The following is a 24,188-nucleotide window of genomic DNA, read 5'->3' as shown; positions in this document are numbered from 1 at the left end:
AGTTCATATACAACAAATGGAAGTCCAATTTCCCGTTTACAGGAGACAGACATGAACAAGATGATGAAAAAGGCAACCGCCCTGGCGTTCGGGCTCAGCCTGATGGCGGGCGCTTCGGCGCAAGAAGTTCTCAAGATCGGCGTGGTCAGCGCGCTCGATGGCCCCGGTTCCGAATGGGGCCGCGGGGTCGACGGCGGCACCAAGATCGCGGCCAAGGAAATCAACGAGGCCGGCGGCCTGAAAGTGGGCGACAAGACCTACAAGCTGGAAGTCATTTCCTACGACGACTCCTACAAAGCCGCGCAAGGCGTGTCCGCCGCCACACGACTGATCGAGCAAGACCGTGTGAAGTTCGTTCTGGGTCCCCTGGGCTCGGCGTCAGGCTTGGCGGTCAAGCCCATATACGAACAGAACAAGGTGATAGGGCTGGTCAACACCTACACGCCGCAAATGCTCAAAGACGTGAAGTATATTTTTCGCGTCCTGCCGACAACCGCGGAAATTGTCCAACCCATCATCAACTGGGTCAAGGAACACCACCCCAACCTGAAGACCGTGGCAATCATTTCGCCAAACGATCAAACCGGATGGGATAGCCAAAAAGCGCAAATCGCCGCGTACAAGAAATCCGGCTACGACATTATTGGCTCTGAACTGTTCGAGCGCTCCTCGCGCGACTTTCAATCGTTCCTTACCCGAATCATCGCCAAGAAACCCGATATCATCGAGCTCGATACCACGCCTCCAGGCACTGCGGGCTTGATCATCCGGCAAGCACGTGAGCTGGGTTACCAGGGCCTCTTCACCAAGATTGGCGGGCCCGGCGTGCCAGAGATCGTCAAAGCCGCCGGAAAAGAGTTTGCGGAAGGTACGGTCACCTATGTGGCTGCAGACACCTCGGCCGAAAAATACAAGTGGCTGGAAAAGCAATATACAAACTTCTATCCCGCTCCCATGAACGCATTCAATGTCTTCTTCTACGATGGCGCTCGTATGCTGTTCAAGGCGCTTCAGGATGCAGGAACGGTCACGGATACGGACAAGGTTCGCGAAGCGCTGATCAAGCTCTCCCCCTTCGAGGGCATGCAGGGCGCCTTGGCCTGGGGCGGCCAAGACCTGTACGGCAATAATCATCAGATCCAGGCACCTGTCTTTATAGGCAACATTAAAGACGGTCAGGAAGTCATTGTCGGGAAAGTCGACGTCAAGTAAAAATCAACCCGGCGGCTCCTGCCGCCGGGCCGCTTCCCGGGAAGCGGATCTCGCCAGCACTAAGGACGTAACATGCTCCAGCTAATCAGCCAGGTAGCTGCCAACGGTCTGATGACCGGACTGGTCTATATACTTATGGCTCTTGGTTTTACACTGATTTTCGGCATCATGCGGGTGGTCAACTTCGCCCACGGCGAGCTGTACATGATCGGTGCATTCGCCATTCTGATCCTTTTCGGCACGCTCGAAGTAAATTACTACCTGGCTGTCGTGGTCAGCGTGATCATTGCAGCCATCTTCGGCATCATTATCGAGCGCACGCTGTTGCGCCGTTTTGTCGGCCAGGAGCTCAATGGCATGATCATGGCTCTGGCGATTTCAATTTCTCTACAAGCCCTGGCGGGAATCTTTTTCGGCCCCCAAGAGCAATCCGTTGCCCGGCCCATCAGCGGCATCTTCAATGTAGGGGGCGTCATTGTTCCCCGAGACCGCATCGTGGTTGGCGGCATCGCGTTGCTGGTGCTTGCCGCTTTTTATATATTCCTTCGCTATACCCGCTATGGCCTGGCCATGAGGGCCGTGTCGCAAGACGCCGACGCCGCCGCCCTGCAAGGCATCCGCCCCGCCCTCATATACACCATGGCGTTTGGCATAGGAAGCCTGCTGGCTGGCCTGGCGGGGGCGCTCATGGCCCCGATATACACCATCTTCCCCTACATGGGGTCCGTACCCATGATGAAAGCCTTCATCGTTGTCATCCTGGGTGGTCTGGGCAGTTTGCCCGGCGCCGTCATTGGCGGCCTCTTACTCGGGATGGTCGAGTCCGGCGTCGCCTCGTTCTACAGTTCCACCATAGCGACGATGGTGGCTTTTGGTCTTGTCATCCTGATCTTGCTGTTCAGGCCGAATGGTCTCATGGGGCGTAGCTGATGATTACCAACAAACTTGTCTCACCACCCGAAAGCAAAGGAAAGCGTCGCTCTCCGTTTACCAGCAGCCCCGCCCTGGCGGTCTATGCCGCGGCCGCGATTGCCTGGCCATTTCTCCTGGACAACCCTTTCCTCACTCACATCGGCGTGCTGTTCTGGATGTTCACCCTGCTCGCGCTCAGCATGAACCTGATGCTCAGAATGGGGCAGCTGTCACTGGCGCATGGCGCGCTGATGGGGCTTGGCGCATACGGCACGGCCCTCCTGATGATGCGCCTGAATGTTCCCTTTATCCTCGCTTTTCCGGCATCGGGCCTCATCGGAGCGCTATTCGCCCTGATTACCGGTCCGATCATGCTCAAGATAAAAGGCGTGTATTTCGTACTGCTGACCTTTGCATTCAGCGAAGTCGTGATACTTACCTTCATCGAATGGGTCGACCTGTTCGGTGGAAACAACGGCCTGTTTGGCGTACCGCGCGCCTCGTTTCTCGGCTACACGCTTACAGAACGCTGGGCATATTATCTGTTTGCACTGACCCTTGCCGCATTGGCCTATCTAGGCGTCAGGTCGCTGTATAAAAGCGAAATGGGCGCAGTCATCGACGCGCTCGACACAAACGAAGAACTGGCTCGGTCGCTGGGCGTGAATGCGCTGCGCTACCGCCTTGTTGTGTTCACGATCAGCGGATTTCTTGCCGGAATTGCCGGCGGATTCTATGCCTGCTATTACACCTTTGTAACGCCTGATGGATTTACTTTCTGGACTGCGGTGAACGCTATCATCATGAACGTGCTCGGAGGCATTGCTCTGCCCATCGGTGCTGTTCTGGGCGCCTTGCTCATGGTGCCCCTGCCGGAAATCCTTAGAGACGCCAAGGAATACCAGCATCTGGCATACGGCGTCATCCTGATCCTCTTCATGGTTTTTCTACCGAACGGGTTCATCGGCGCGTACCGGCAATATCGTGAACGGAGGCAACAGTCATGAGCGCGGTACTCGAGGTCAAGAGTCTGTCCAAGAGGTTCGGCGGTCTGGTGGCGACAAACGATGTCAGCTTCAAGACGGAGCCCGGCGAAATCGTGGGGCTGATCGGGCCCAACGGTGCGGGTAAAAGCACGCTGTTCAACCTGATCACCGGAACCATCCGACCGTCATCCGGACGTGTGGAATTTCACGGCAAAGACATTACCGGCTGCTCTCCTGAGCAAGTGGCGCAGCGAGGGCTGATCCGAACATTTCAATCAGCCACAGTGTTCAAGGATAAAACGGTACGCGAAAACCTTCGCATAGGCATGCAGTTCAATCGTCTGGGCGGGCCCTTGCAATTGCTCGATCGTTCTCGAGTCAGGGTGTTTCGCCGCGACTCAGAGCGCATCGCCAATGAGCTTCTCGAGTTTGTGGCCCTGGAACCTTACGCAAGCCGTCCCGCAGGCGAGCTGCCGTATGGCGCTCAAAAAACGCTGGGGGTCGCCATGGCGCTTGCGGCGGAACCAAAGCAACTGCTGATGGACGAGCCGGCAGCCGGCCTAAACCCGGTCGAAACCGAGCAGATGGGGCATCTGATCGAAAGAATCCGTTCCGAGCACCACATCGATGTGGTGCTCGTCGAGCACGATATGGCAATGGTCACCAGCATTTGCGACCGCATCATCGTCATTAACCGGGGGGAAATCATCGCCGCCGGCACGCCGGAAGAAATCCAGCGCCATCCGGAAGTGATCGAAGCCTATCTGGGAGTAAACCTTGAGCTTGATTGAGTTAAAAAACCTCTCGGTCCGTTACGGGCCGATCACGGCCGTTGAGAAACTGAATGCCTCATTCGAAAAAGGGGCAATTACCTGCATTCTTGGCGCCAATGGCGCGGGCAAGTCCACCACCCTCAAGTGCTTGGCGGGATTGATTCCGCCCAGCGATGGACAGATAATTTTCGACGGCAATGATGTCAGCCGCAGCTCAGCGCACGATATGGTAGCCCACGGCCTGGCGCTGGCTCCCGAAGGGCGCCGGCTGTTTCCAGGACTATCCGTATTCGAGAACCTGAGGCTGGGCGCCTACACCACCCGTGACCGTCAGACATGGAAAGAAAGCCTGGAGCGCGTTTATAGTTATTTCCCGCGTGTTCACGAGCGCAGAAACCAGTTGGCGGGAAGCCTGTCGGGAGGCGAACAGCAGATGGTTGCCATCGGCCGGGCACTGATGAGCCGACCCAAAGTCTTGCTGCTTGATGAACCGTCGCTTGGATTGGCGCCCAAAATCATTATCGATATGGCCAAGATCGTTCGCGAAATCAACACTGCGGGCATTACTGTGGTGATAGTAGAGCAAAATGCCCGACTTGCCCTGCGACTGTCCAGTTACGGCTACGTGCTCGACACCGGACGCCTGGTGTCCGAAGGGACCAGCGAAACCCTGCTGAACGACGATCAGATCAAGAACGCTTATCTCGGGAAAACCGGCGCATCATGATCAAGGATACTGTCCCAGTAAAAGCATAGAGTACGCCGCTCCCTCCAACCCTGGTCGAAGCAACATCGGTGAAGCCAAAGATGCCCAATATCTATCAAGCTGCAATGTTCAATGCTGACCGCCATCCCGAAAAGGTGGCGCTATCCGATGAGCATTCCCAGTTAACCTTTGCACAGCTTTGCAGCCGGGCACGGGCGCTTGCCGCCTATCTTTCCAGACTGGGAGTACAACGCGGAGACCGGATCGGCCTGCTGCTGCACAATTCGATCGACTATGTCGCCCTCCTGCATGCAACGGCGGTCGGAGGCTTCTGCATCGTCCCCATCAACACGCGTTATGGCTCCAAAGAGCTCAGTTTTCTCCTGAACGACTCTCGCCCCCACGTGGTGATTTATGGCGACGAGTTCCAGGAGTGCGTAACCCTGGCGCGGCAATCCGTGGCCGACGAAGCAAACATGGTCTGGCTGGACAGCCTGCCTGAGCATCTTGACGATGAGCTCGCTTTATCGCCGGTTGAAAGGCGATTCGGCATTGTCGAAGACAATGATGTCGCGATAATCATGTATACATCGGGCACGACATCTTCGCCCAAAGGGGCGATGCTCACGCAGGGCAATCTCGCAGCCAACGCCGTCAATTACATTGTGGAACTGGGCGTTGACTCGACTACCCGCTCGCTATTGGCGACGCCGCTGTTTCATATCGGAGGCTTTGGGGTCGTTAACGGTCCCATCCTGTATGCCGGCGGGAGTCTGCATATCGTGCCGCGCTTTGATCCCGATGGAGTGATTGAAGCGCTGAACGCCAATCGCCCCACTCACGTGTTTCTGCTATCGGCGATGTGGGTCGGCCTGACCGACACCCCCCGGTTTGCCGACCTTGTCATGCCGTATGTCGCCTTTGTACAGACAGCGGCAGCGCCGCTGGGTAAATGGAGGCAGGAACTTATTCGGAAGGTGTTCCCGAATGCCGAATTCAGCTGGGGCTTCGGGATGACGGAAAGTTGCGTCACCACCATCAAGAATCGCTATACCAGCGAGATCGAGCAGCATCCCGGCTCCATCGGCTACTTATGGCGCCACATCAAATACCGCCTGGTCGACGAACACGGAGCGGTGCTGTCCGATCAGCGCGGGCCCGGCGAGCTGCACGTGAAGGGCCCTACTGTCTTCAAAGGATATTGGAACCAGCCCGAACTTACCGCCGAAGTGCTCGACAAAGACGGCTGGCTCCATACCGGAGACATTTTGCGTCTCGACGACGACGGTTTTGTTTACTTTGTTGGCCGCAGTAAAGACATGATAAAAACCGGCGGCGAGAATGTGGCCGCGCTTGAAGTGGAAAACTGCCTGGCCGGCCATGCCGATGTGCGCGAGGCGGCGGTTTTCGGGTTGCCGCATGAGTACTGGGGCGAAGAGCTGGTTGCGGCCGTTGTGCCCACTTACGGAAAATCGCCTGACGCCGAGGCCTTGCGAGCGCATTGCCGTAACGCGTTGTCTCCTTTCAAGGTTCCCAAGCGCATCTTTATCGTCGACAGCCTGCCCCAGTCTTCGTCCGGAAAAGTACAAAAGTTCCGTCTGAAAGAGGAATTCTCATCATGACCGCCCAATCCTCCAGCTTCTTCTGCACCGACTGGCTGAACGCGCTTGGCGTGGCAGCCAGTGGAGACAGCTTTGTTGCGCAGCACAGCGTGCTTGCCTCCCTGAAAATGGGCTTTCGCAACACGGAAACCAAAGAAAGCGCCTGGATCTCGGTTGATGAAAATCGTGTCACCGCAGGTACGGAAGCAACCTCGGCTGTCGTGGCCTTCACCTTTCTTGGCGACACGGCAGCGCTCGAGGACCTTCGGCGTGGCTACCCCTTCAACCGTTTGGTGCGGCAGCACCGCTTGGTAGTGGAAGGCGACATGCGCAGTTGCGTTCAGAACTGGTTGTTGATTTACGCCGTTTTGCGTCTGGCCGCCGGATTGGAGCACTGACATGCCTTATATCACCACATCAGACAATATAAGGGCCTATTACGATTTCGAGGGGTCGGGACCCGCCCTGATCATGCTGCATGGCGCCAGCCAGGACAGCCTGTCGTGGCAATACAATGTAGAGTTCTTTGCTCGGCATTACAGCGTTTACGCGTTAGACCTTCCCGGACATGGCAAAAGCGGGATGCCAGCGGACGGGCCAAATCGCCGTTCAGACGACAATGCGCGCTATCTCATCAGTGTCATGGACGCTCTGAGTTTGGAGTCAGCCGTCTTGATGGGCCACTCCATGGGCGGCGGCATCGTGGCGCGGGCAGCCACCATGGAAAAGAGCCGCGTACAAGGCCTGGTCCTGGTCGATGGCGCATCCGTCAACGTCGTGAAGTCTTCAGGCTATAACCCCAAAATACTGGAAATGGCCCGCATCAATCCAGGCGACTGGTTTGAAGTTACCTTTCGCACCTTGATGGGCAGCGCAACGTTGGCCGAGCGTGCCGAAGAAATCGTCACTGATGCCCGCCGCTGCATCCCTGCCGTTGCATTTGCCGATATTTCTGCGTTCGGAAGCTTCCGTATGGAGCACATCCTTGACGATATTCAATGCCCCACCGTGATTGTGGGAGGCAGCGAAGACTGGTCGGTACCGCCAGAATCCGCCCGTGCCGTCGAGAAAACTCTCCGGCAACGCAACGTTCCGGTTGAATACCTCGAGTGGGAAGGAGTTGGTCATTTCCCGCAAGCCGAATGCCCCTCCACATTCAATGTGGAAACGCTGGCCGCCATGAAACGGCTGGGCCTGTAAAGCAGTGGCCCGCCGCGACTGAGCTTTCTTCAATTTTTTACCCATTCATGAGCATCGGTTCCAAGGAAACGCAATGAAACGCAAGTATGGCAAAGCCGTTACGGTCAAGACTACTGGCCAGCACGCACTGGTGCGATTTGATCGCGGAGTCAACCGAAACGCCCTTGACCAGGACACCATCCTGGCCTTGACCAGCGTAGCGCGCGACCTGGCTGATTCGCTTGAGATCAGCACCGTTGTACTGACCGGGGCGAATGACATATTCTCGGCCGGCATAGACTTGAAAGATCCGGCCAAGTGGGAGGAAACAGAAACAGGCCTTCTGGAGCGCCGCGATGTAGCTCAGCGTGGCGCCCGGCTGTGCCGGCTTTGGGAAGAGCTTCCGCAAATCACGATAGCCGCCATCGAAGGTCCCGCAGTAGGCGGATCGGTCGCGCTGGCACTGGCATGCGACTGGCGGGTGATGGCCTCGAACAGTTTCATCTATCTTCCCGAGGCAAAAGTGGGGCTTAACATGGGCTGGGGAGCGATTCCCCGCATGACATCACTGATTGGCCCGGCACGTACAAAGCGCGCCATTCTGATGGCAGAGCGGCTTTCGCCGAAAGCCGCTCTGGAATGGGGCTTGATCGATGCGATATCCGAACCCCAATGCGCCGTCGAAACAGCACAAGCGCTGGCTGCGCGCAGCGGCGAAGCACCCGCTGCGATCTTGCGCATGACAAAAGAGTCTGTCAACGCCTCTGCAACCGCTTTGCATCGGTTGGGGATTTATATGGATGCAGATCAGGCCCTGGTTTGCAGGGATAGTGCCGAAGGCGCTTCGGCCCGCGCAAAATTTACAGGGAACCGGTAGCTGAAGCCCCTTCCCGAATCCAGCGACGCCACCATCCCGGACACCGATCAATACCTGGAAGAGACACACATGCCGCATACCTCCGCCTCCCCAAAGGCCTTGCTGATCAATGGGCTCCGGGTTCCAGCAACAAACACCATCTCGTCAATCAACCCCGCCCCAGGCGCCATCAATTTTGAAATCGCCTCGGCAGGTTCGACACAGATCGACCAGCTTCAGATGATTGAAAATGGCCCGGGCAACACACGGAGTGCGGGCTAGAATTATGCCTAAAAAAAATGAACTGCCTCAATACGAGGTCTATGCACTGCGTTATGCAGGCATGCCACGCTTGCGCCGCGACAACTTCATTGGCGGCGATCCCCACGATGGGCCGATGCCGATGGATTTCTTCGTCTGGCTTCTACGCAGCCCTGAACGCATTATCCTGGTGGATACCGGCTTCAATGCGCAAGCTGCCGCAGACAGGAATCGGGAACTCATTCGTTGCCCCATAGAAGCATTGGCCACCTTGGGGATAAGCCCTGACCAGGTAGACGATGTCATTCTGACTCATCTGCACTATGACCATGCGGGTAACCTCGACAAACTGCCCATTGCGCGTTTCCACATACAAGACTCCGAGGTCGAATACGCCACCGGCCGCTGCATGTGCTTTGCGCCGATGCGACACGCCTATTCCGTGACAGACATAATGCTGCTGGTACGCAATATCTATGAGGACCGGGTTGTGTTTCACGAAGGTGATCAATCGATTGCGCCAGGAGTCAGCGTACTGAGAATCGGTGGACACACCAAAGGATTGCAATCCGTCCGCGTGCATACCGCCCGGGGCTGGATCGTGCTTGCATCGGATGCATCCCATTATTATGAAAACATGGAAAAGGCCAGGCCATTTCCCATCGTGTATAACATCGCCGACATGCTGGCCGGTTATGCACGGCTTGAAGCCGCTGCAGACAGCCCAGACCATATCGTGCCCGGCCACGATCCGATGGTGATGGATCGCTATCCTTTATACAGCGAGCATGACCCTGACACCGTGAAGCTGCATGTAGCGCCGAAACGCTGATCTGCTTGCCTTATTAATACAGACGACATGCGCGCTCTTTTCGGCGCCGGCGCACAAGCCCATAAAAGCAGGCGCCCCGCAAGACGGGGCGCCTATTGAATAGACAGGCTCGTCAGATCCATGCCAAACCAGAACATGGAATCAACGCACTAAAACATCAACGAACCGGCAAGGCATACATCAGCCCGCCATCCGTCCACTGAGCATTCAGCCCGCGCTGTATCTTCAAGGGACTATCCTGTCCCACATTACGCTCGAAGCTCTCGCCGTAATTGCCCACCTGCTTGATGATGTTGTAGGCCCATTTCTCGTCCAGACCCAGATTCTTGCCCGCACCCGCCGTCACGCCCAGCAAGCGCTGCACATTCGGATTCGTGCTTTTCAGCTGCTCGTCCACATTCTTGGACGTAATCCCCAATTCCTCGGCGCCTATCATCGCCTGCAAGGTCCACTTCACCACGTTCAGCCATGCGTCGTCGCCCTGGCGCACGAACGGCCCCAGCGGCTCCTTGGAAATGATTTCCGGCAACACCTGATAATCGTCCGGCTTCGTCAACTTGGATATGCGTATCGACGCCAGCCCCGATGCGTCCGTCGTGAACACGTCGCAACGGCCGGCCGCGAATGCATTCACCACCTCGTTGAACTGTTCGATCACCACCGGCTTGTACTTCACATTATTGGCCCGGGCCCAGTCGGCCATCGTGTTCTCGTTCGACGTGCCCGTTTGCATGCACACCGATGCGCCGTCCAAGTCCTTCGCGCTCTTCACGCCCAGCGACTTCGGGACCAGGAAACCCTGGCCATCGTAGAAATTGATGCCCGCGGCCATCGCGCCCAAGGCCGTGTCGCGCTGCTGCGTAACCGTGGTATTGCGCGCCAGCAGATCGATTTCGCCCGACTGCAAAGCTGTGAAGCGTTGCTGTGAATTAAGCGGCACCGCCTTGAACTTCGATGCGTCGCCCAGGGTCGCCGCAGCCACCGCCCGGCACAAATCCACATCCAGGCCTTGCCACTGGCCCTTCGCGTCCGGAGCGGAAAAGCCCGCAAATCCCGTGGTGACTCCGCACTGGACCTCGCCGCGCTTCTGGACGACCTCCAGCGTGCCGGCCTGAGCCATCGACATCGCGGCAAACATGACTGCCGCGGAGGCGGCGTACTTGAACGTGCGCATAACAATTCCCCTGTAAGAAACAACAAGCATTTTGTCGCATCTTACTGCAATCCACCGCGGGGAAAACACATAAACTTATTCGTAACTGCGTATATCGTCGATCACCTTGCCGTCATTGGGCAGGCTGCCCGGTTCCACTGGCTGGATATCCGCGCGCAGCTTGGTCAGCTCACGGACCGAATCAGCGATGCGCGCCAAAGCGTCCTGGCTGGGATCGGCCAGTTCCGCCTTCAGCACCATGACATCGCTGCCCACATTGCCGCTGACCACCAGCCGGACCTTGCGGACCTCGGGGTGCCGCTTCAGCACGCCCGCCACCTGCCCCGGATGCACGAACATCCCCCGCACCTTGGTGGTCTGGTCCGCCCGCCCCATCCAGCCCTTGATGCGCATATTCGTACGGCCGCAGGGCGACGCGCCCGGCAAGATGGCCGATAGATCGCCCGTACCGAAACGCACCAGGGGATAATCGGGATTCAGCGTGGTCACCACCACCTCGCCAACCTCGCCCTCCGGCAGAGGCTGGTTCGTTCCGGGCCGCACGATTTCCAGGATGATGTCCTCGTTTACGACCAGGCCTTCGCGAGCCTCGGTTTCGTACGCCATCATGCCCAGGTCAGCGCTGCCGTAGGCTTGATAGCCGTCGATGCCTCGCTGCGCGAACCAGGTGCGCAAGGATGGCGGGAATGCCTCGCCCGAAAACAGGGCGCGCTTCAGCGACGGCAGCTCAACGCCCAATTGTTCGGCTTTCTCAAGGATGATCTTCAGGAAGCTTGGGGTGCCGGTATAGCCCGACGGCGCCAAATCGGCAATGGCCTGGACCTGCTGCTCGGTTTGCCCCACGCCGCCCGGAAACACCGTGCAGCCCAAGGCGTGCGCCGCTGTCTCCATCATGGAGCCGGCCGGCGTGAAGTGATAGGAAAAACAGTTGTAGACCAGCTCGCCCGGGCGGAAGCCCGCTGCGTACAAGGACCTCGCAAACCCCCAGTAGTCCGGGCGCTTGCTTTCGGGTTCGTAGATGGGGCCGGGCGATGCGAACACACGCATGGCCTCGCCCCAGCCTATGGCTGAAAACCCGCCGAAGATGCGGGATACCGCCGGCAACTGACTGCCGGCCTGTCCTTGCCGCATGGACAACTGTGCCTGCAAAAGCTCGCTTTTCCGGATGACCGGTATCAGCTCCAAGTCGGCCCGCTGCGAGATGGCGTCCGGATCCAGCCCCTGCAACTGCTGGCCAATGGCGGGTGCCCTTGCGCGGGCGCGCTTCAGTGCGGCGGGCAGGCGCGCCAGCAGGCTTTCCTCGCGCTCGCGCATCGCCGCCGCCTCGCGATCCTCGAAATAAGTAGTCATGGTAGTTCCCGCCAGGCCTAGGCAAGCCAGCGCTTGCGCCGCCGATAAAATTTGGTGTCGCGAAAGCTTTTTCGCTCGCCGCTTGATACGCCAAGGTAGAACTCCTTGACGTCTTCGTTTTCCGCAAGCTCTCTGGCCTGCCCGTCCATCATGACGCGCCCGTTCTCCAGGATATATCCGTAGTCGGCGTAGCGCAGGGCTATATTGGTGTTCTGCTCGGCCAGCAGGAAGCTGACACCCTCGCGCTGGTTCAGATCGCGCACGATTTCGAAAATCTCTTCCACGATCTGCGGCGCCAGGCCCATGGACGGCTCGTCCAGCAGGATCATGTTGGGGTTGGCCATCAGGGCGCGCCCAATGGCCGTCATTTGCTGTTCGCCGCCGGACGTATAACCGGCCTGGCTGCCCCGGCGCTGTTTCAAGCGGGGGAAATACTGGTAGACCTTTTCCAGCGAGGCGTTCAGCTCGCCGCGGCCTATGTCTCGCGTATAAGCGCCGGTCAGCAGGTTCTCTTCGATGGTCAGGTGGGCGAAGCAATGGCGCCCTTCCATGACCTGCACCACGCCGCGCTTGACCAGATCGGCCGGGGTGAGCCTTTCGATGCGCTCGCCGCGGTAGTCGATATTGCCCTTGGTGACGTCGCCCCGCTCGGCCTTCAAAAGGTTGGACACCGCGCGCAAGGTAGTGGTCTTGCCCGCTCCGTTGGCGCCAAGCAAGGCTACGATCTTCCCCTCGGGCACGCAAAGCGACACCCCCTTGAGCACCAGGATCACATGGTTGTAGATGACCTCGATCCCATTGACGTTAAGAAGAATATTCGGGGCCGGGGCCTCAGCATTCGCATTCATACACTTGTTCCCTGTATCGGGTTGGGGCCGGCCGCCGCGTCGGCGGCGGCCGGAGTCCAGGCCTTAGCCTAGCCCTCGCACTTGCGGACTTCCAGCTTCTTCTCGGCGGCGTACTTCGCGGCCAGATCCTTCACCAGCGGATCGACGAACTTCTTGTCGGACTGGTACCAATCGGACACGATGTTGAACTTCGCGCCATCCCACTGGATGATGCGGGCCCAGTCGTCGCCCATGTGGTTGCTGCAACTGGTCTTGACGGGACGCATCAGCTTGGCGAAGCCCAACTCTTCAAGGCGCTCTTTGGTGATGTTCAGGTTCTCGAACCCCCACCGCACCTGTTCGCGCGTCATGTACTTGCCCTTGCCGAATTTTTCCTGGGCGGTGCGGATGGCCTCCACTTGCAGCATCGAAATCATCATGCCGCGCGTGTGAGCGATGGTGCCGACATACTTGCCGTTGGTGTCCGTACCCTGGCCCTTGTCATACACATGCTTCTTCAGGTCTTCGTGCACTTTGCCATGATCCGCGCTGTTATGAATGGTGATGCCGTTGTAGCCCTTGGCGACCTGGCCCAGGTCCTGGACGTCGTTCTCGGAACTGGCCCACCAGATGCCGTACATCTTGTCGCGTGGATAGCCGACGGCTTGCGCCTCGCGTATGGCCGTGGGCGTCATGATGCCGGCGCTCCAGAGCAAAACGTAGTCGGGACGGCTCTGACGGATTTGCAGCCAGGTGGATTTCTGCTGCACGCCCGGCGCCGTGACGGGATAGAGCTGCAACTCGAAGCCGTTGGCCTTGGAGCGGGACTGCAGCAAAGCGATGGGCTCTTTGCCATAAGGCGAATCGTGATAGACCAGGGCGATCTTCTTGCCTTTGAGCTTGTCTACGCCGCCCAGCTTCTTGGCGATATCCTGGATCATGACGTCGGCCGCCGTCCAGTAGGTGCCCAGTAGCGGGAAGTTCCACTTGAACACCGAACCGTCGGCGGACTGCGACAGGCCATAGCCCACGGTTTCAATCGATACGCCATCCACGATGGCCTTGTCCGTCAGCGCAAAGGTAATGCCGGTGGATTGGGTGTCGAAGCCAGAGGCGCCGCCATTCTTGTCCTTCAGGCGCTCATAGCACTCCACGCCGCGGTCGGTCGCGTAAGCGGTTTCGCATTCTTCGTAGACGATCTTGACGCCATTGATGCCGCCGTCGCGCTCGTTGACGAGCTTAAGGTAGTCCATTTTTCCGTCGGCCCAGGGTATGCCCAGGGGCGCAAAGGAGCCCGTCCGGTAGGCCAGTAAAGGCACGAACTGTTCTTCGGCGGCGGCGGCCGGCATCGATACCGTGGCCAGCGTGCCCGCGACCGCAAACATGGCGGCGGCGAATTTCAAAGATGGTTTCATCTCCAGGTCCTCCTGATGGTGTCTATCTGCACCGTTTGTGTTTCGGCATGGCCCAGATGGGTCAGCCGGCTTGCTGATGTGTTGCCATGAAAAAACTAATGAGGGAAAGGCCAGATACGCAGCTTTTCCTTGCCTATGCTCCAGAGTCGCGCCAGACCGTGCGGTTCGACGATCAGGAAAAACACGATCAATGCGCCGAACACCATGTGCTCGATATGCGACGCGGTATCGACGGCCAGCGACATGCCGAACATATGGGGAACATTGGTCAGCAGCACCGGCACCAGCACCATGAAGGCCGCGCCGAAAAAGCTGCCCACGATGGAGCCCAGTCCGCCGATGATGACAATGAAGAGCAGTTGCAGGGAGCGGTTCAGGTCGAAGGCCAGCGGCTCCCAGGATCCCAGATGGATGTAGGCCCACAAGGCGCCGGCCACGCCGATGATGAAGGAGCTGACGGCGAAGGCGGTGAGCTTTGCATAGACGGGGCGTATGCCTATGACGGAAGCGGCCACATCCATGTCGCGAATGGCCATCCATTGGCGGCCGATGGCGCCGCGCACCAGGTTCTTGGCCAGCAGGGCGAAGACAACCACGAAAATCAGGACGAACAGGTAGCGCTCGACCGGCGTCTGCACGGGCAGCCCGAAAGCGGTCAGCGCCGGCACCGAGACGTTGCCCGACGACGAGTAATTGGTGAAATAAGGAATCCGCAGGAAAGCCCAGTCCACGAAGAACTGCGCGGCCAGCGTGGTGACAGCCAGGTACAGGCCGCGTATGCGCAGACTGGGAACGCCGAACACCACGCCAACCAGAGTGGCGAAAACGCCCCCCAGCAGGATCTGGACGACCAGCGGGGTGGCCGGCATCCGTACGCCGAAATTCCAGGCGGCGTACGCCCCCACCGCCATGAACGCCCCCGACCCGATGGATATCTGGCCGCAGTATCCCACCAGTATGTTCAGGCCTATGGCGGCCAGGGACAGAATCAGGAAGGGGATGAGAATTGCCTGCAGAAAGTAGTTCGACGCCAGGAGCGGAACCAGCACGAAGGCGGCAAGCAGCACCCCCAGCATGAAAGTCCTGTCCTGGCGGATCGGAAAGATCTGCTGATCGGCACGATAGGTGCTTTTGAATTGGCCGTTTTCACGATAGAACATAGTGTCGTTACCTGATCTTCTTAAACACGGTCGATTATTTTTTCGCCGAACAGGCCCTGAGGCCGGAACAGCAGGAACACCAGGGCAAGCATGTAGGCGAACCAGATTTCGATTCCCCCGCCCACGAACGGGCCCAGATAAACTTCGGACAGCTTTTCGCCCACCCCGATGATGAGCCCTCCGATGATGGCGCCCGGCACCGAGGTCAGTCCGCCCAGGATCACCACCGGCAAGGCGCGCAGCGCCGCCGTCGACAGCGTGAACTGCACGCCGAACTTGGAACCCCAGATGATGCCGGCCACCAGCGCAACCAGCCCGGCCACCGTCCATACCACCACCCATATGCGGTTCAGGGGTATGCCTATGGATTGCGCGGCCTGGTGATCGTCGGCCACCGCGCGCAGGGCCCGCCCGACCGAGGTGTACTGGAAGAAGAACGCCAGCGTCGCCACCAGCAGGGCCGCCACGGCGGCCGCGGTAAGGTCTTCCAGGCTGATCAGCAGCCCTCCCTCGAAAACGGTATCGAGGATGAAGGCGGGGTCCTTGGGCATGCCCACGTCGATGGAATACACGCTGCTGCCGAAAATGATCTGGCCCATGCCGTCCAGAAAATAGCTGATGCCGATGGTTGCCATGAGCAAGGTGGTGCCTTCCTGATTCACCAGGTAGCGCAAGACCCAGCGTTCGATCGCGATCGCGATGATCCACATGAAGATGGCGCTGACGATAAACGCCAGGACATTGGCGAGGATCAGGCTTTCTATGCCCAACCAATGGGGTATCCATTCGGAGAACCGCGCCATGGACAAGGCCGCGATAAGCACCATAGCCCCCTGGGCGAAATTGAAGACGCCCGAGGCCTTGAAAATAAGCACAAAGCCCAGCGCCACCAGTGAATACAGCATGCCTGTCATCAGGCCGCCGAACAGGGTTTCAAGAAAAAATGCCATATATGTATTCCTTAGACCCTAGTGACTGGCACCGAGATAGGCTTGAATGACATCCGGGTTCTGGCGGACTTCATCGGGCATGCCATCGCCGATCTTCTTGCCGTAATCCAGTACCACCACACGATCCGAGATGTCCATGACAACGCCCATATCGTGTTCGATAAGCACGATGGTGGTGCCGTATTCGTCGTTCACATCCAGAATGAAGCGGCTCATGTCCTGCTTTTCTTCTATGTTCATGCCCGCCATGGGCTCGTCCAGCAACAATATGCGCGGCTCCATGGCCAGCGCCCGCCCCAGATCGACCCGTTTTTGCAGTCCATAGGGCAGGCGCCCCACAGGCGTCTTGCGATAGGCCTGGATTTCCAGGAAATCGATGAGGTTTTCGACGAATTCGCGGTGCGCGATTTCTTCGCGTTCGGCCGAGCCCAGGCGGAAGGCCTGTGCCAGGACGCCGCTTTTCATGCGCAAATTGCGGCCGGTCATGATGTTGTCCAGGACGCTCATGCCCTTGAACAAGGCCAGGTTCTGGAAGGTCCGCGCGATGCCCATCTCGGCGGCGCGCCTGGAATTCATTTTGGAGAACCGGACGCCGGACAGCGTGATCTCGCCATTCTGGGGGGTGTACACCCCATTGATCACGTTCAGCATGGAGCTCTTGCCCGCGCCGTTGGGACCGATGATGGCGCGGATTTCATGTTCTTTGACATCGAAGGAAATATCGGTAAGCGCCTTCACCCCACCGAAGGCCAGTGAAATATTCTTCATGTCGAGAATCGTGTTCCCGATTCGTTGTTCGCGAGCGCCTGAATTCATTATGCAGCCTTCTTCGTGTTGCCTGGATAGACCGTGGCGGCGAGGATTTTCAGGTCAGCGGAAATCCTGCCGGAACGGCCGTCCTCGAACTTGACCTCGGTTTCGATGAACTGATTGCCCTTGCCCTGGAATAGCGCATCGACCAGGACTCCATACTTCTGGGCAATAAAGGCCCGGCGTACCTTTCGGGTGCGGGTGAGCTCGTCATCATCTGGATCAAGCTCTTTATGCAGGATAAGGAAGCGCGATACCTGGGAGCCGGCCAGCTTGGGATCGCTGGCCAAATCGGCATTGACCTGATTGACGCAATCGCGGATAAGCTCGTAGACCTCGGGCTTGCTCGCCAAGTCGGTGTAGCCGGCATACGGCAGCCCGCGCCGCTCGGCCCAGTTGCCGACAGCTTCAAGGTCGATATTGATGAAGGCGCACACTTGGGACATGTTCGCGCCGAAGGCGACAGCCTCTTTGATGTGCTGGAAGAACTTCAGCTTGTTCTCGATGTACTTGGGTGCGAACAGGCTGCCGTCGGCCAGCTTGCCGACGTCCTTGGCTCGATCGATGATCTTGAGCTGGCCGTCGGTGTCCAGGTAGCCGGCATCGCCGGTGCGATACCAGCCGTCGGGCGTATAGGATTCGGCCGTGGCTTCGGGGTTGCGGTAATAGCCCTTGAACATGCCGGGACTTTTTACCTGTATCTCGCCATTCTCGGACACACGGATGTCCACGCCCTTCACGGGCGGACCCACGGTATCGGAACGAACCTGCCCGTCGGACTGGACGCAGACGAACACCGAGGTCTCGGTGGAACCGTAGAGCTGCTTCAGGTTGATGCCTATGGAGCGATAGAACACGAACAGATCCGGGCCTATGGCTTCGCCCGCCGTATAGGCGATGCGCACGCGGCTCATGCCCAGCGCATTGCGCAAGGGCCCATAGACCATGAAATTGCCCAAGGCGTACTTGCAGCGGTCCCAGGCGTTGACGGTCGGATCTTTATCGAGGATGCGCACGCCCACGCGACGCGCCAGTTTCATGAAGGCGTGAAACAGCTTGCGCTTGACCGCGCTGGCATCTTCCATGCGTATCATCACATGCGTCAGCAGTCCTTCAAGCACCCGCGGCGGGGCAAAATAATACGTCGGCCCGATGTCGTGCATATCGATGGAGACGGTCTCGGGTGATTCGGGATGATTGACGGTAAAGCCGGTGACCAGGAATTGCGTGTACGAAAACATGTTCTGGCCTATCCAGGCCGGCGGCAAGTAGGCCAGGACATCTTCGCGATCGGTCAGGTTTTCGAGTTCCTGGATGGCCAGGGCGCGATCGATAAGGGCATGATGCGACAGCATGACGCCCTTGGGCTTGCCCGTGGTGCCGGATGTATAGAACATGGCCGCCGCGTCGTCGGGCTTGATGGCGGCAATGGCCTCATCGACAAAAGAGGGATGGGCGGCCGCGTAGTCGCGCCCCATTTCCATCAAGCACTCGAAGGCCAGCAGCTTGTCTTCCTGGTAATTGCGCAGGCCGCGCGGATCGTCGTACACCACAAAGGCCATGTCCGGACAGCTATCGGCGGCCTCCAGCATCTTGTCGACCTGCTCCTGGTCTTCGACGATGGCGACGCGGACTTCGGCGTCTTGCAGGACATACAGCATCTCCTGCGCCACGGCGTCCTGGTATAGCGGGACGGGTATGGCTCCGATTGCCTGCGCGGCCATCATGGACAGGTATAAACGGGGCCGATTCTCGCCTACAATGGCGACATGCTCGCCGGGCCGGACACCCAACGCCGCCAAGCCGTTGGCCAGTGCGCGCACCTGGCTTGCGACGTCGGCCCAGGTCATGGTTTGCCATATGCCAAGGTCTTTCTCGCGCATGGCGGGGCGGGCGCCACGCACTTTGGCGTGGTGCAGCACCCACGCGGGGAAAGTCCCCGGTGCCGCCGTTGCTTGCGTAGGCATGTCTTGCGCCACGTTGTCTCCTTCGGCCAGTGTCCTGGTCCTCTTTTCGAGGTTTATGGTTAACTGTATACCCCGCCTTGTTGGCGTTATTGTTATTCAGTTGAATGCAAAGGTATAGGCTAGATCACCCCCCAACTGTCACGGATATGACATTCCTGCTTTTTCTAGGGTAAATCCTCATGCTGGCGAAAGAATCCCTGCACGACGCCGCGGCGTGGTTCGACTTGCTCACCGACGAACAGCAGGACCGCGTGCAGCGGGACGTGGCGGTGACGCAGTACCCCGCTGGAGCCATGATAGAGCGCAAAGGTGAAAAAGCCTATGCCTGGATAGGCGTGCTCAACGGCCTGGTCAAGGTTTCCGTCGGAAATTCCGACGGGAAAATGGCGTCCCTGACCGGCGTGCCCGCCGGCGGATGGATAGGCGAAGGCTCGCTGCTGAAGTGCGAATCGCGCAAGTACGACGTCGTCGCCCTGCGCGACTCCGCCATCATCCGCCTGCCCGTCGCCACCTTCAATTGGCTGCTGGACAGCAGCATACCGTTCAACCGCTACCTGCTGCACCAGTTGAACGAACGCGTGGGCCAGTTCATCGGCAAGGCGGAATACGACCGCCTGCTGGCGCCCGACGCCCGGGTGGCCCGCTGCCTGGCGGAGCTCTTCAACCCCATGCTTTATCCGGGCAAGGGCATGCGCCTGGATATTACCCAGGAAGAAATCGGCTACCTGGCGCGGATATCCCGCCAACGCACCAATCAGGCGCTAAGGACGCTCGAGGCGGCCCAGCTGCTGAAGGTCGAATACGGGGCCGTGCAGGTGTTGAACCTGGACGGCCTGAAGCATTACGGTATGTAAATTCCGTTCGTCAATCCAGCTTGATGCCCGCTTTCTTGATGACGTCCGCCCATTCGGCGCGCTGGGCTTGGGCGTAGGCCTTGAAATCGGCGGCCGTCATGGGCAGGGGCTCCACACCCATCGCTCGGATCTTGGTGTCGACTTCGGGCGATTTCAATACCGCCTGCAGGCCGGTGCTGAGCTTGCTGACGACATCGGCCGGCAAGCCGGCGGGGCCGACCAGTCCTTGCCAGGCATACGCGGTGAAATCCTTGACCCCGGCTTCAGCCATGGTGGGCACATTGGGCAGCAAGGCGATGCGGGCGGGAGTGGCGACCGCCAATACACGCAGTTTGCCGGCCTTGATATTGGATTGGGCCGCGGCTGAATCGACGAAGCCAAGGCTGACCTGCCCGCCCAGGATGTCCTGCAATGCGGGGGCCGCGCCCTTGTAGGGAACGTGGGTGATATTGACCCCGGCACGCTGCTTGAACATTTCGAGGGCCAGGTGATGGGGCGAGCCCGCGCCCGCCGAGGCCGACGTGAGCTTGCCCGGTTCCTTGCGCGCCGCGGCCAGGACATCGTCGAGCGATTTGAATGGCGAATCTTCCTTGACGGCCAGCATCAGGGGGAAGCGCGCCAGGCCGCCGATATAGGTGAACTTGGCGGGATCGTATTGCAGCGAGGAATACAAGGACGGATTGAAGGCCAGCGTGCCGGAATCGGCTGTGCCCACCACATAGCCGTCGGGCTTGGCGGCCTGTATGAAGGTGGCGCCGATAATCGTCGCGGCGCCCGGCTTGTTCTCGACCACGATGGTCTGGCCCAGCGATTTTTCCAGGCTGGCGGCCACGACGCGTCCGATCACGTCCGAACCGCCGCCCGCCGGATAGGGGATGACCCACTGAACGGCCCGCTCGGGCCAGGAGGCGGCGTGTGTCATGCCGGCCAATCCCAACAGCGAGGTGGCCAGCAAGGCTTTCAATAGTTTAGACATGAATGATTGCTCCGTGAAATGTATAAGCGCAGACTATTTACGCTTGCGATTATGCAACGGATCAATCATTTTTAGAATACGGGCTACCCCTTTTCCGCCATTCCGTCCATCAACGCACCATGCCCGCGGCCGCAGTCTGGTGGGTAGCGGCGTCTATCAGGATAAACGCTCCCGTGGCCGCATTCCCCGCATAGGAATCCAGCGCCAGCAGATCGCGCGACACCAGCGTCGCATGGCCTATGTCGTTCATGTTCAGGATGTCGCCGGCCTGCACATGCTGCAAGGCATGCATGTCGCGACGGGTATGGACCGCCTTGATCCGCGCATGGGTCAGCCGGGTCCCCTGCTTCAGCCAATACTGGCGGGCCGGATTCAAGGCCTGCTGGTCCAGCCAGCACAGCTCGGCGTCGAACTCCCTGACCACTCTAAGCTGAGCGTCCGCCGGAACGACAAGATCACCTCGCGACACATCGATGTCCCGGTCCAGCACCAGGGTTACGCTATCGCCGCCCGCGGCAAAGGAAAGGTCATCAGCGCCGCGCAGCAGCCGCGCCACCCTGGCCGTCAGGCCCGAAGGCAGCACCTTTATCTCGTCGCCGACCTTCAGCGCGCCGCCCGACAACTGCCCCGCATAGCCGCGAAAATCCTCCCGCTGGCTGCCGCCATGGCGTATGACCCACTGCACGAAAAAGCGCGATGAAACGCTCGTGTCGGCCGCCGCCACAGGAAGGGTTTCCAGCAAGGACAACAGGGGCGGGCCATCGTACCAGGGCGTATTTCCCGACACGTCAACCACATTGTCGCCCTTCAGGGCGGAGATCGGAACCACATGAAAGCTGGGTATGCCCAGCGTTTGGGCCAAGTCCGCATAGGCCTTGCCTATGCGTTCGAAAACCTGGCCGTCCCAGCCCACCAGATCCATCTTGTTGACCGCCACGATCACGTGCTGCAAGCCCAGCAATTGCGCCAGCGCGCTATGGCGCTTGGTTTGCGGCAGCAACTGGCCATCGGCGGCGCGGCTGGCATCGATCAGAATGATGACCACTTGCGCCGTGGATGCTCCAGTGACCATATTGCGGGTGTATTGCTCGTGTCCGGGCGCATCGGCCACAATGAACTTGCGCAGCGGCGTGGCAAAATAGCGGTAGGCGACATCAATGGTGATGCCCTGCTCGCGTTCGGCTTCCAGCCCATCGGTCAACAGGGCCAGGTCGATTTCGCTGGCTTGGGTGCGCTTGTACTTGGATCGGGCAATGGACGCCAACTGGTCCGCGAATACGCCCTTGCTGTCATATAGAAGACGGCCTATCAGTGTGGATTTTCCATCGTCCACCGAACCGGCGGTGATCAGGCGCAGCACGTCGGTGCCGCTGGCGGACACCCATGATTCGTTGATTGCATTCATTAAAAGTATCCCAATTTTTTCCGGCGTTCCATAGAGGCCTCGGACGTCTGATCGTCCATGCGCGTGGCTCCGCGCTCGGTAATGGTCGTGATGGCCGTTTCGGCAATGATCTGTTCGGGGGTGGCGGCTACGGACGCCACCGGGCAGGTGCATGAAATATCGCCCACGGTGCGAAAGCGCACCGTCCGGATTTCGGGGATTTCCGTGGCCTTGGGCGGCGTAATGGGCGTCACCGGCACCAGCAGGCCGTTGCGCTGCACCACCAGACGTTCGTGCGCATAATAGATCGAGGGCAGGCTTAGTTTTTCGCGTGCGATGTATTGCCACACATCCAGTTCCGTCCAGTTCGAAATCGGAAATACGCGCATGTTTTCGCCGGGATGCACCTTGGTGTTGAACAGGTTCCAGAGCTCTGGGCGCTGCGCCTTGGGATCCCATTGCCCGAACTCGTTGCGAAAGGAAAACACCCGCTCTTTGGCGCGGGCCTTTTCCTCGTCGCGGCGCGCGCCGCCTATGCAGGCATCGAAGCCGAACTCCTCGATCGCTTCGAGCAGGGTGGTGGCCTGCGCCGCGTTGCGCGAGTCCGTCGCCTTGCGCAGCGCCACAGTTCCCCTTGCGATGGAGTCCTCGACCTTGCGCACGATCAACGTCCCGCCCAGTTCAGCCGCGCGCCTGTCGCGAAATTCGATGACCTCGCTGAAATTATGGCCGGTATCGATATGCATCAGGGGAAACGGAAAGCCCGCGGGGTGAAAAGCTTTTTGGGCCAGACGCAAAAGCACCACGGAATCCTTGCCGCCCGAAAACAGCAGCACCGGACGTTCGCACTCGGCCGCCACTTCGCGCAAGATATATATGGCTTCCGATTCCAGCCAGTCCAGATGTGTTCTTGAGGAGATATCGCCCATGGCTTTCCTTTTCAATCTTTCAAATTGCCCGCATGCAGGCCGCATTCCTTGGACTGCTTCTGCTCCCACCACCACCGCCCGGCCCGCTCGTCTTCGCCCGGACGTACCGCGCGGGTACAGGGTTCGCAGCCTATCGATGGATATCCTCGGTCATGCAAGGGGTTGTAGGGGATTCCAAACCGCCTGATGACGCTCCATACCTCTTCCTGTGTCCAGGACGCTAGCGGGTTGTACTTCCACAAGCCGAAAACCGGGTCGAACTCCGACTCCGGCAGCTCCGTCCGGGTCAGTGATTGGGAGCGGCGCTGCCCTGTCAGCCATGCGGAATGTCCTTGCAGGGCGCGCCGTAGAGGCTCGACCTTGCGTAAGGCGCAGCACTCCTTGCGCAAGGCCATGCTCTCGTAAAAGGCATAAGCGCCGTGGGCATCGACATGCGCCTTGATTGACGCGGGATCCGGCTGGATGCGCCTTACCGCGACGCCATACCGGTCTTCGATAAGCTGTATCAGTGCCAGGGTTTCCGCATGCAGGCGGCCGGTGTCCAATGTGAATACCTGGATGGGCAGGCCTGCGGCGAATATGGCATGCGCCAGGACCATATCCTCGGCCCCCAGGGACGAGGCGAACACCGCATCCGGATGCGTATCGGCAATGTGTTCCAGGGCGGCTTGCAATATGGCCCACGAGCTTGACAGGGCAGGCTCGGGCACCGAAGAAAGAATTGCGCTCATGGTTCGCTCGACTTGCGCCCACTACGCCGCCCCGCCGTCCGGGGTTCGCGCCAACAGGCAAATAAAGCACACAGTCTGACGCGGCCGCGCCCGCTTTGGAACGACTTAATAGTTGGGTAGTTATCACCGGCAGCCATTAATAGAAATGGACATAAGCTCATGCCGGATCAAGCCCAGCCTTGCCTCGGGCGTGATCCGGTAGCACAATCGTCCAGTCCGGCGGCGAAAACGGCGGCCGGGGCCCTTTTGATACGTCCCCAATTAATTGAATTAACTATTAATCGGGGACGTAGTAAGCTCTCGCACTAAAATAACCGCATTCGGCCGGGCGGTGCCTGGCGCA

General features: G+C 59.1%; 24 protein-coding genes. 12 read left to right on the top strand and 12 right to left on the bottom strand.

Going from position 1 to position 24,188, the window contains the following annotated elements; genetic code table 11:
• The first annotated feature begins 51 nt into the window (after positions 1 to 51).
• From V0R37_RS05625 to V0R37_RS05575, 11 genes are all read left to right on the top strand, one after another.
• A complete protein-coding gene (locus tag V0R37_RS05625; protein ID WP_420373560.1) occupies positions 52 to 1,212 on the top strand; it encodes an ABC transporter substrate-binding protein in 1,161 nt (386 codons plus the stop codon).
• A 72-nt stretch (positions 1,213 to 1,284) separates the two neighbouring features.
• Positions 1,285 to 2,142 (top strand): branched-chain amino acid ABC transporter permease, encoded by an 858-nt coding sequence (locus V0R37_RS05620; protein WP_420373559.1) that lies wholly within the window; start codon positions 1,285 to 1,287, stop codon positions 2,140 to 2,142.
• Positions 2,142 to 3,131: a branched-chain amino acid ABC transporter permease gene (locus V0R37_RS05615; RefSeq protein WP_420373558.1), complete on the top strand. Its 990-nt coding sequence runs from the start codon at positions 2,142 to 2,144 to the stop codon at positions 3,129 to 3,131. Before V0R37_RS05620 ends, V0R37_RS05615 begins: the two co-directional genes overlap by 1 nt.
• The gene (locus V0R37_RS05610; RefSeq protein WP_420373557.1) at positions 3,128 to 3,901 is read left to right on the top strand and encodes an ABC transporter ATP-binding protein; all 774 of its coding nucleotides are present in this window, start codon (positions 3,128 to 3,130) and stop codon (positions 3,899 to 3,901) included. Before V0R37_RS05615 ends, V0R37_RS05610 begins: the two co-directional genes overlap by 4 nt.
• The gene (locus tag V0R37_RS05605) at positions 3,888 to 4,610 is read left to right on the top strand and encodes an ABC transporter ATP-binding protein (protein WP_420373556.1); all 723 of its coding nucleotides are present in this window, start codon (positions 3,888 to 3,890) and stop codon (positions 4,608 to 4,610) included. The genes V0R37_RS05610 and V0R37_RS05605 overlap by 14 nt, the downstream gene beginning before the upstream one ends.
• A gap of 80 nt (positions 4,611 to 4,690) precedes the next feature.
• The gene (locus V0R37_RS05600; RefSeq protein ID WP_420373555.1) at positions 4,691 to 6,211 is read left to right on the top strand and encodes a class I adenylate-forming enzyme family protein; all 1,521 of its coding nucleotides are present in this window, start codon (positions 4,691 to 4,693) and stop codon (positions 6,209 to 6,211) included.
• The gene (locus V0R37_RS05595; protein ID WP_420373554.1) at positions 6,208 to 6,588 is read left to right on the top strand and encodes a hypothetical protein; all 381 of its coding nucleotides are present in this window, start codon (positions 6,208 to 6,210) and stop codon (positions 6,586 to 6,588) included. Before V0R37_RS05600 ends, V0R37_RS05595 begins: the two co-directional genes overlap by 4 nt.
• Position 6,589: 1 nt before the next feature.
• Positions 6,590 to 7,390: an alpha/beta fold hydrolase gene (locus V0R37_RS05590; protein ID WP_420373553.1), complete on the top strand. Its 801-nt coding sequence runs from the start codon at positions 6,590 to 6,592 to the stop codon at positions 7,388 to 7,390.
• A gap of 73 nt (positions 7,391 to 7,463) precedes the next feature.
• Positions 7,464 to 8,246 (top strand): enoyl-CoA hydratase/isomerase family protein, encoded by a 783-nt coding sequence (locus V0R37_RS05585; protein ID WP_420373552.1) that lies wholly within the window; start codon positions 7,464 to 7,466, stop codon positions 8,244 to 8,246.
• A gap of 69 nt (positions 8,247 to 8,315) precedes the next feature.
• A complete protein-coding gene (locus V0R37_RS05580) occupies positions 8,316 to 8,507 on the top strand; it encodes a hypothetical protein (protein ID WP_420373551.1) in 192 nt (63 codons plus the stop codon).
• Positions 8,508 to 8,511: 4 nt separating this feature from the next.
• A complete protein-coding gene (locus tag V0R37_RS05575) occupies positions 8,512 to 9,318 on the top strand; it encodes an N-acyl homoserine lactonase family protein (RefSeq protein ID WP_420373550.1) in 807 nt (268 codons plus the stop codon).
• 157 nt (positions 9,319 to 9,475) lie between these two features.
• Here the strand turns inward: V0R37_RS05575 and V0R37_RS05570 are convergent, their stop codons facing one another.
• From V0R37_RS05570 to V0R37_RS05535, 8 genes are all read right to left on the bottom strand, one after another.
• A complete protein-coding gene (locus tag V0R37_RS05570; protein ID WP_420373549.1) occupies positions 9,476 to 10,492 on the bottom strand; it encodes an amino acid ABC transporter substrate-binding protein in 1,017 nt (338 codons plus the stop codon).
• 75 nt (positions 10,493 to 10,567) lie between these two features.
• Entirely contained in the window at positions 10,568 to 11,842 is a 1,275-nt protein-coding gene (locus tag V0R37_RS05565; RefSeq protein WP_420373548.1) for a phenylacetate--CoA ligase family protein, read from the bottom strand.
• 17 nt (positions 11,843 to 11,859) lie between these two features.
• Positions 11,860 to 12,690, bottom strand: a complete 831-nt coding sequence (locus V0R37_RS05560; protein WP_420373547.1) for an ABC transporter ATP-binding protein — start codon at positions 12,688 to 12,690, stop codon at positions 11,860 to 11,862.
• 68 nt (positions 12,691 to 12,758) lie between these two features.
• A complete protein-coding gene (locus V0R37_RS05555; protein ID WP_420373648.1) occupies positions 12,759 to 14,090 on the bottom strand; it encodes an ABC transporter substrate-binding protein in 1,332 nt (443 codons plus the stop codon).
• An 89-nt stretch (positions 14,091 to 14,179) separates the two neighbouring features.
• Entirely contained in the window at positions 14,180 to 15,244 is a 1,065-nt protein-coding gene (locus V0R37_RS05550) for a branched-chain amino acid ABC transporter permease (RefSeq protein ID WP_420373546.1), read from the bottom strand.
• Between the two features lie 20 nt (positions 15,245 to 15,264).
• The gene (locus V0R37_RS05545; protein WP_420373545.1) at positions 15,265 to 16,194 is read right to left on the bottom strand and encodes a branched-chain amino acid ABC transporter permease; all 930 of its coding nucleotides are present in this window, start codon (positions 16,192 to 16,194) and stop codon (positions 15,265 to 15,267) included.
• Positions 16,195 to 16,212: 18 nt separating this feature from the next.
• On the bottom strand, positions 16,213 to 17,010 hold the full coding sequence (locus tag V0R37_RS05540) for an ABC transporter ATP-binding protein (protein WP_420373544.1): 798 nt from the start codon (positions 17,008 to 17,010) through the stop codon (positions 16,213 to 16,215).
• On the bottom strand, positions 17,010 to 18,971 hold the full coding sequence (locus V0R37_RS05535; RefSeq protein WP_420373647.1) for an AMP-dependent synthetase/ligase: 1,962 nt from the start codon (positions 18,969 to 18,971) through the stop codon (positions 17,010 to 17,012). Before V0R37_RS05535 ends, V0R37_RS05540 begins: the two co-directional genes overlap by 1 nt.
• A gap of 179 nt (positions 18,972 to 19,150) precedes the next feature.
• Here V0R37_RS05535 and V0R37_RS05530 point away from each other — a divergent pair, with 179 nt between their 5' ends.
• A complete protein-coding gene (locus V0R37_RS05530; RefSeq protein WP_420373543.1) occupies positions 19,151 to 19,825 on the top strand; it encodes a Crp/Fnr family transcriptional regulator in 675 nt (224 codons plus the stop codon).
• Positions 19,826 to 19,835: 10 nt separating this feature from the next.
• Here the strand turns inward: V0R37_RS05530 and V0R37_RS05525 are convergent, their stop codons facing one another.
• From V0R37_RS05525 to V0R37_RS05510, 4 genes are all read right to left on the bottom strand, one after another.
• Entirely contained in the window at positions 19,836 to 20,801 is a 966-nt protein-coding gene (locus V0R37_RS05525) for a Bug family tripartite tricarboxylate transporter substrate binding protein (RefSeq protein ID WP_420373542.1), read from the bottom strand.
• A gap of 109 nt (positions 20,802 to 20,910) precedes the next feature.
• Positions 20,911 to 22,206, bottom strand: a complete 1,296-nt coding sequence (locus V0R37_RS05520) for a sulfate adenylyltransferase subunit 1 (RefSeq protein ID WP_420373541.1) — start codon at positions 22,204 to 22,206, stop codon at positions 20,911 to 20,913.
• Entirely contained in the window at positions 22,206 to 23,114 is a 909-nt protein-coding gene (gene cysD / locus V0R37_RS05515) for a sulfate adenylyltransferase subunit CysD (protein ID WP_420373540.1), read from the bottom strand. Before cysD ends, V0R37_RS05520 begins: the two co-directional genes overlap by 1 nt.
• A gap of 11 nt (positions 23,115 to 23,125) precedes the next feature.
• Positions 23,126 to 23,845 carry a phosphoadenylyl-sulfate reductase gene (locus tag V0R37_RS05510; protein ID WP_420373539.1) on the bottom strand — a complete coding sequence of 240 codons (720 nt, stop codon included), beginning with the start codon at positions 23,843 to 23,845 and terminating at the stop codon, positions 23,126 to 23,128.
• Positions 23,846 to 24,188 lie beyond the last annotated feature (343 nt).

This window comes from Pollutimonas rozaliensis, assembly GCF_048751585.1.
Taxonomy (GTDB): domain Bacteria; phylum Pseudomonadota; class Gammaproteobacteria; order Burkholderiales; family Burkholderiaceae_B.
This window is presented reverse-complemented; position numbering and strand designations above follow the sequence as displayed.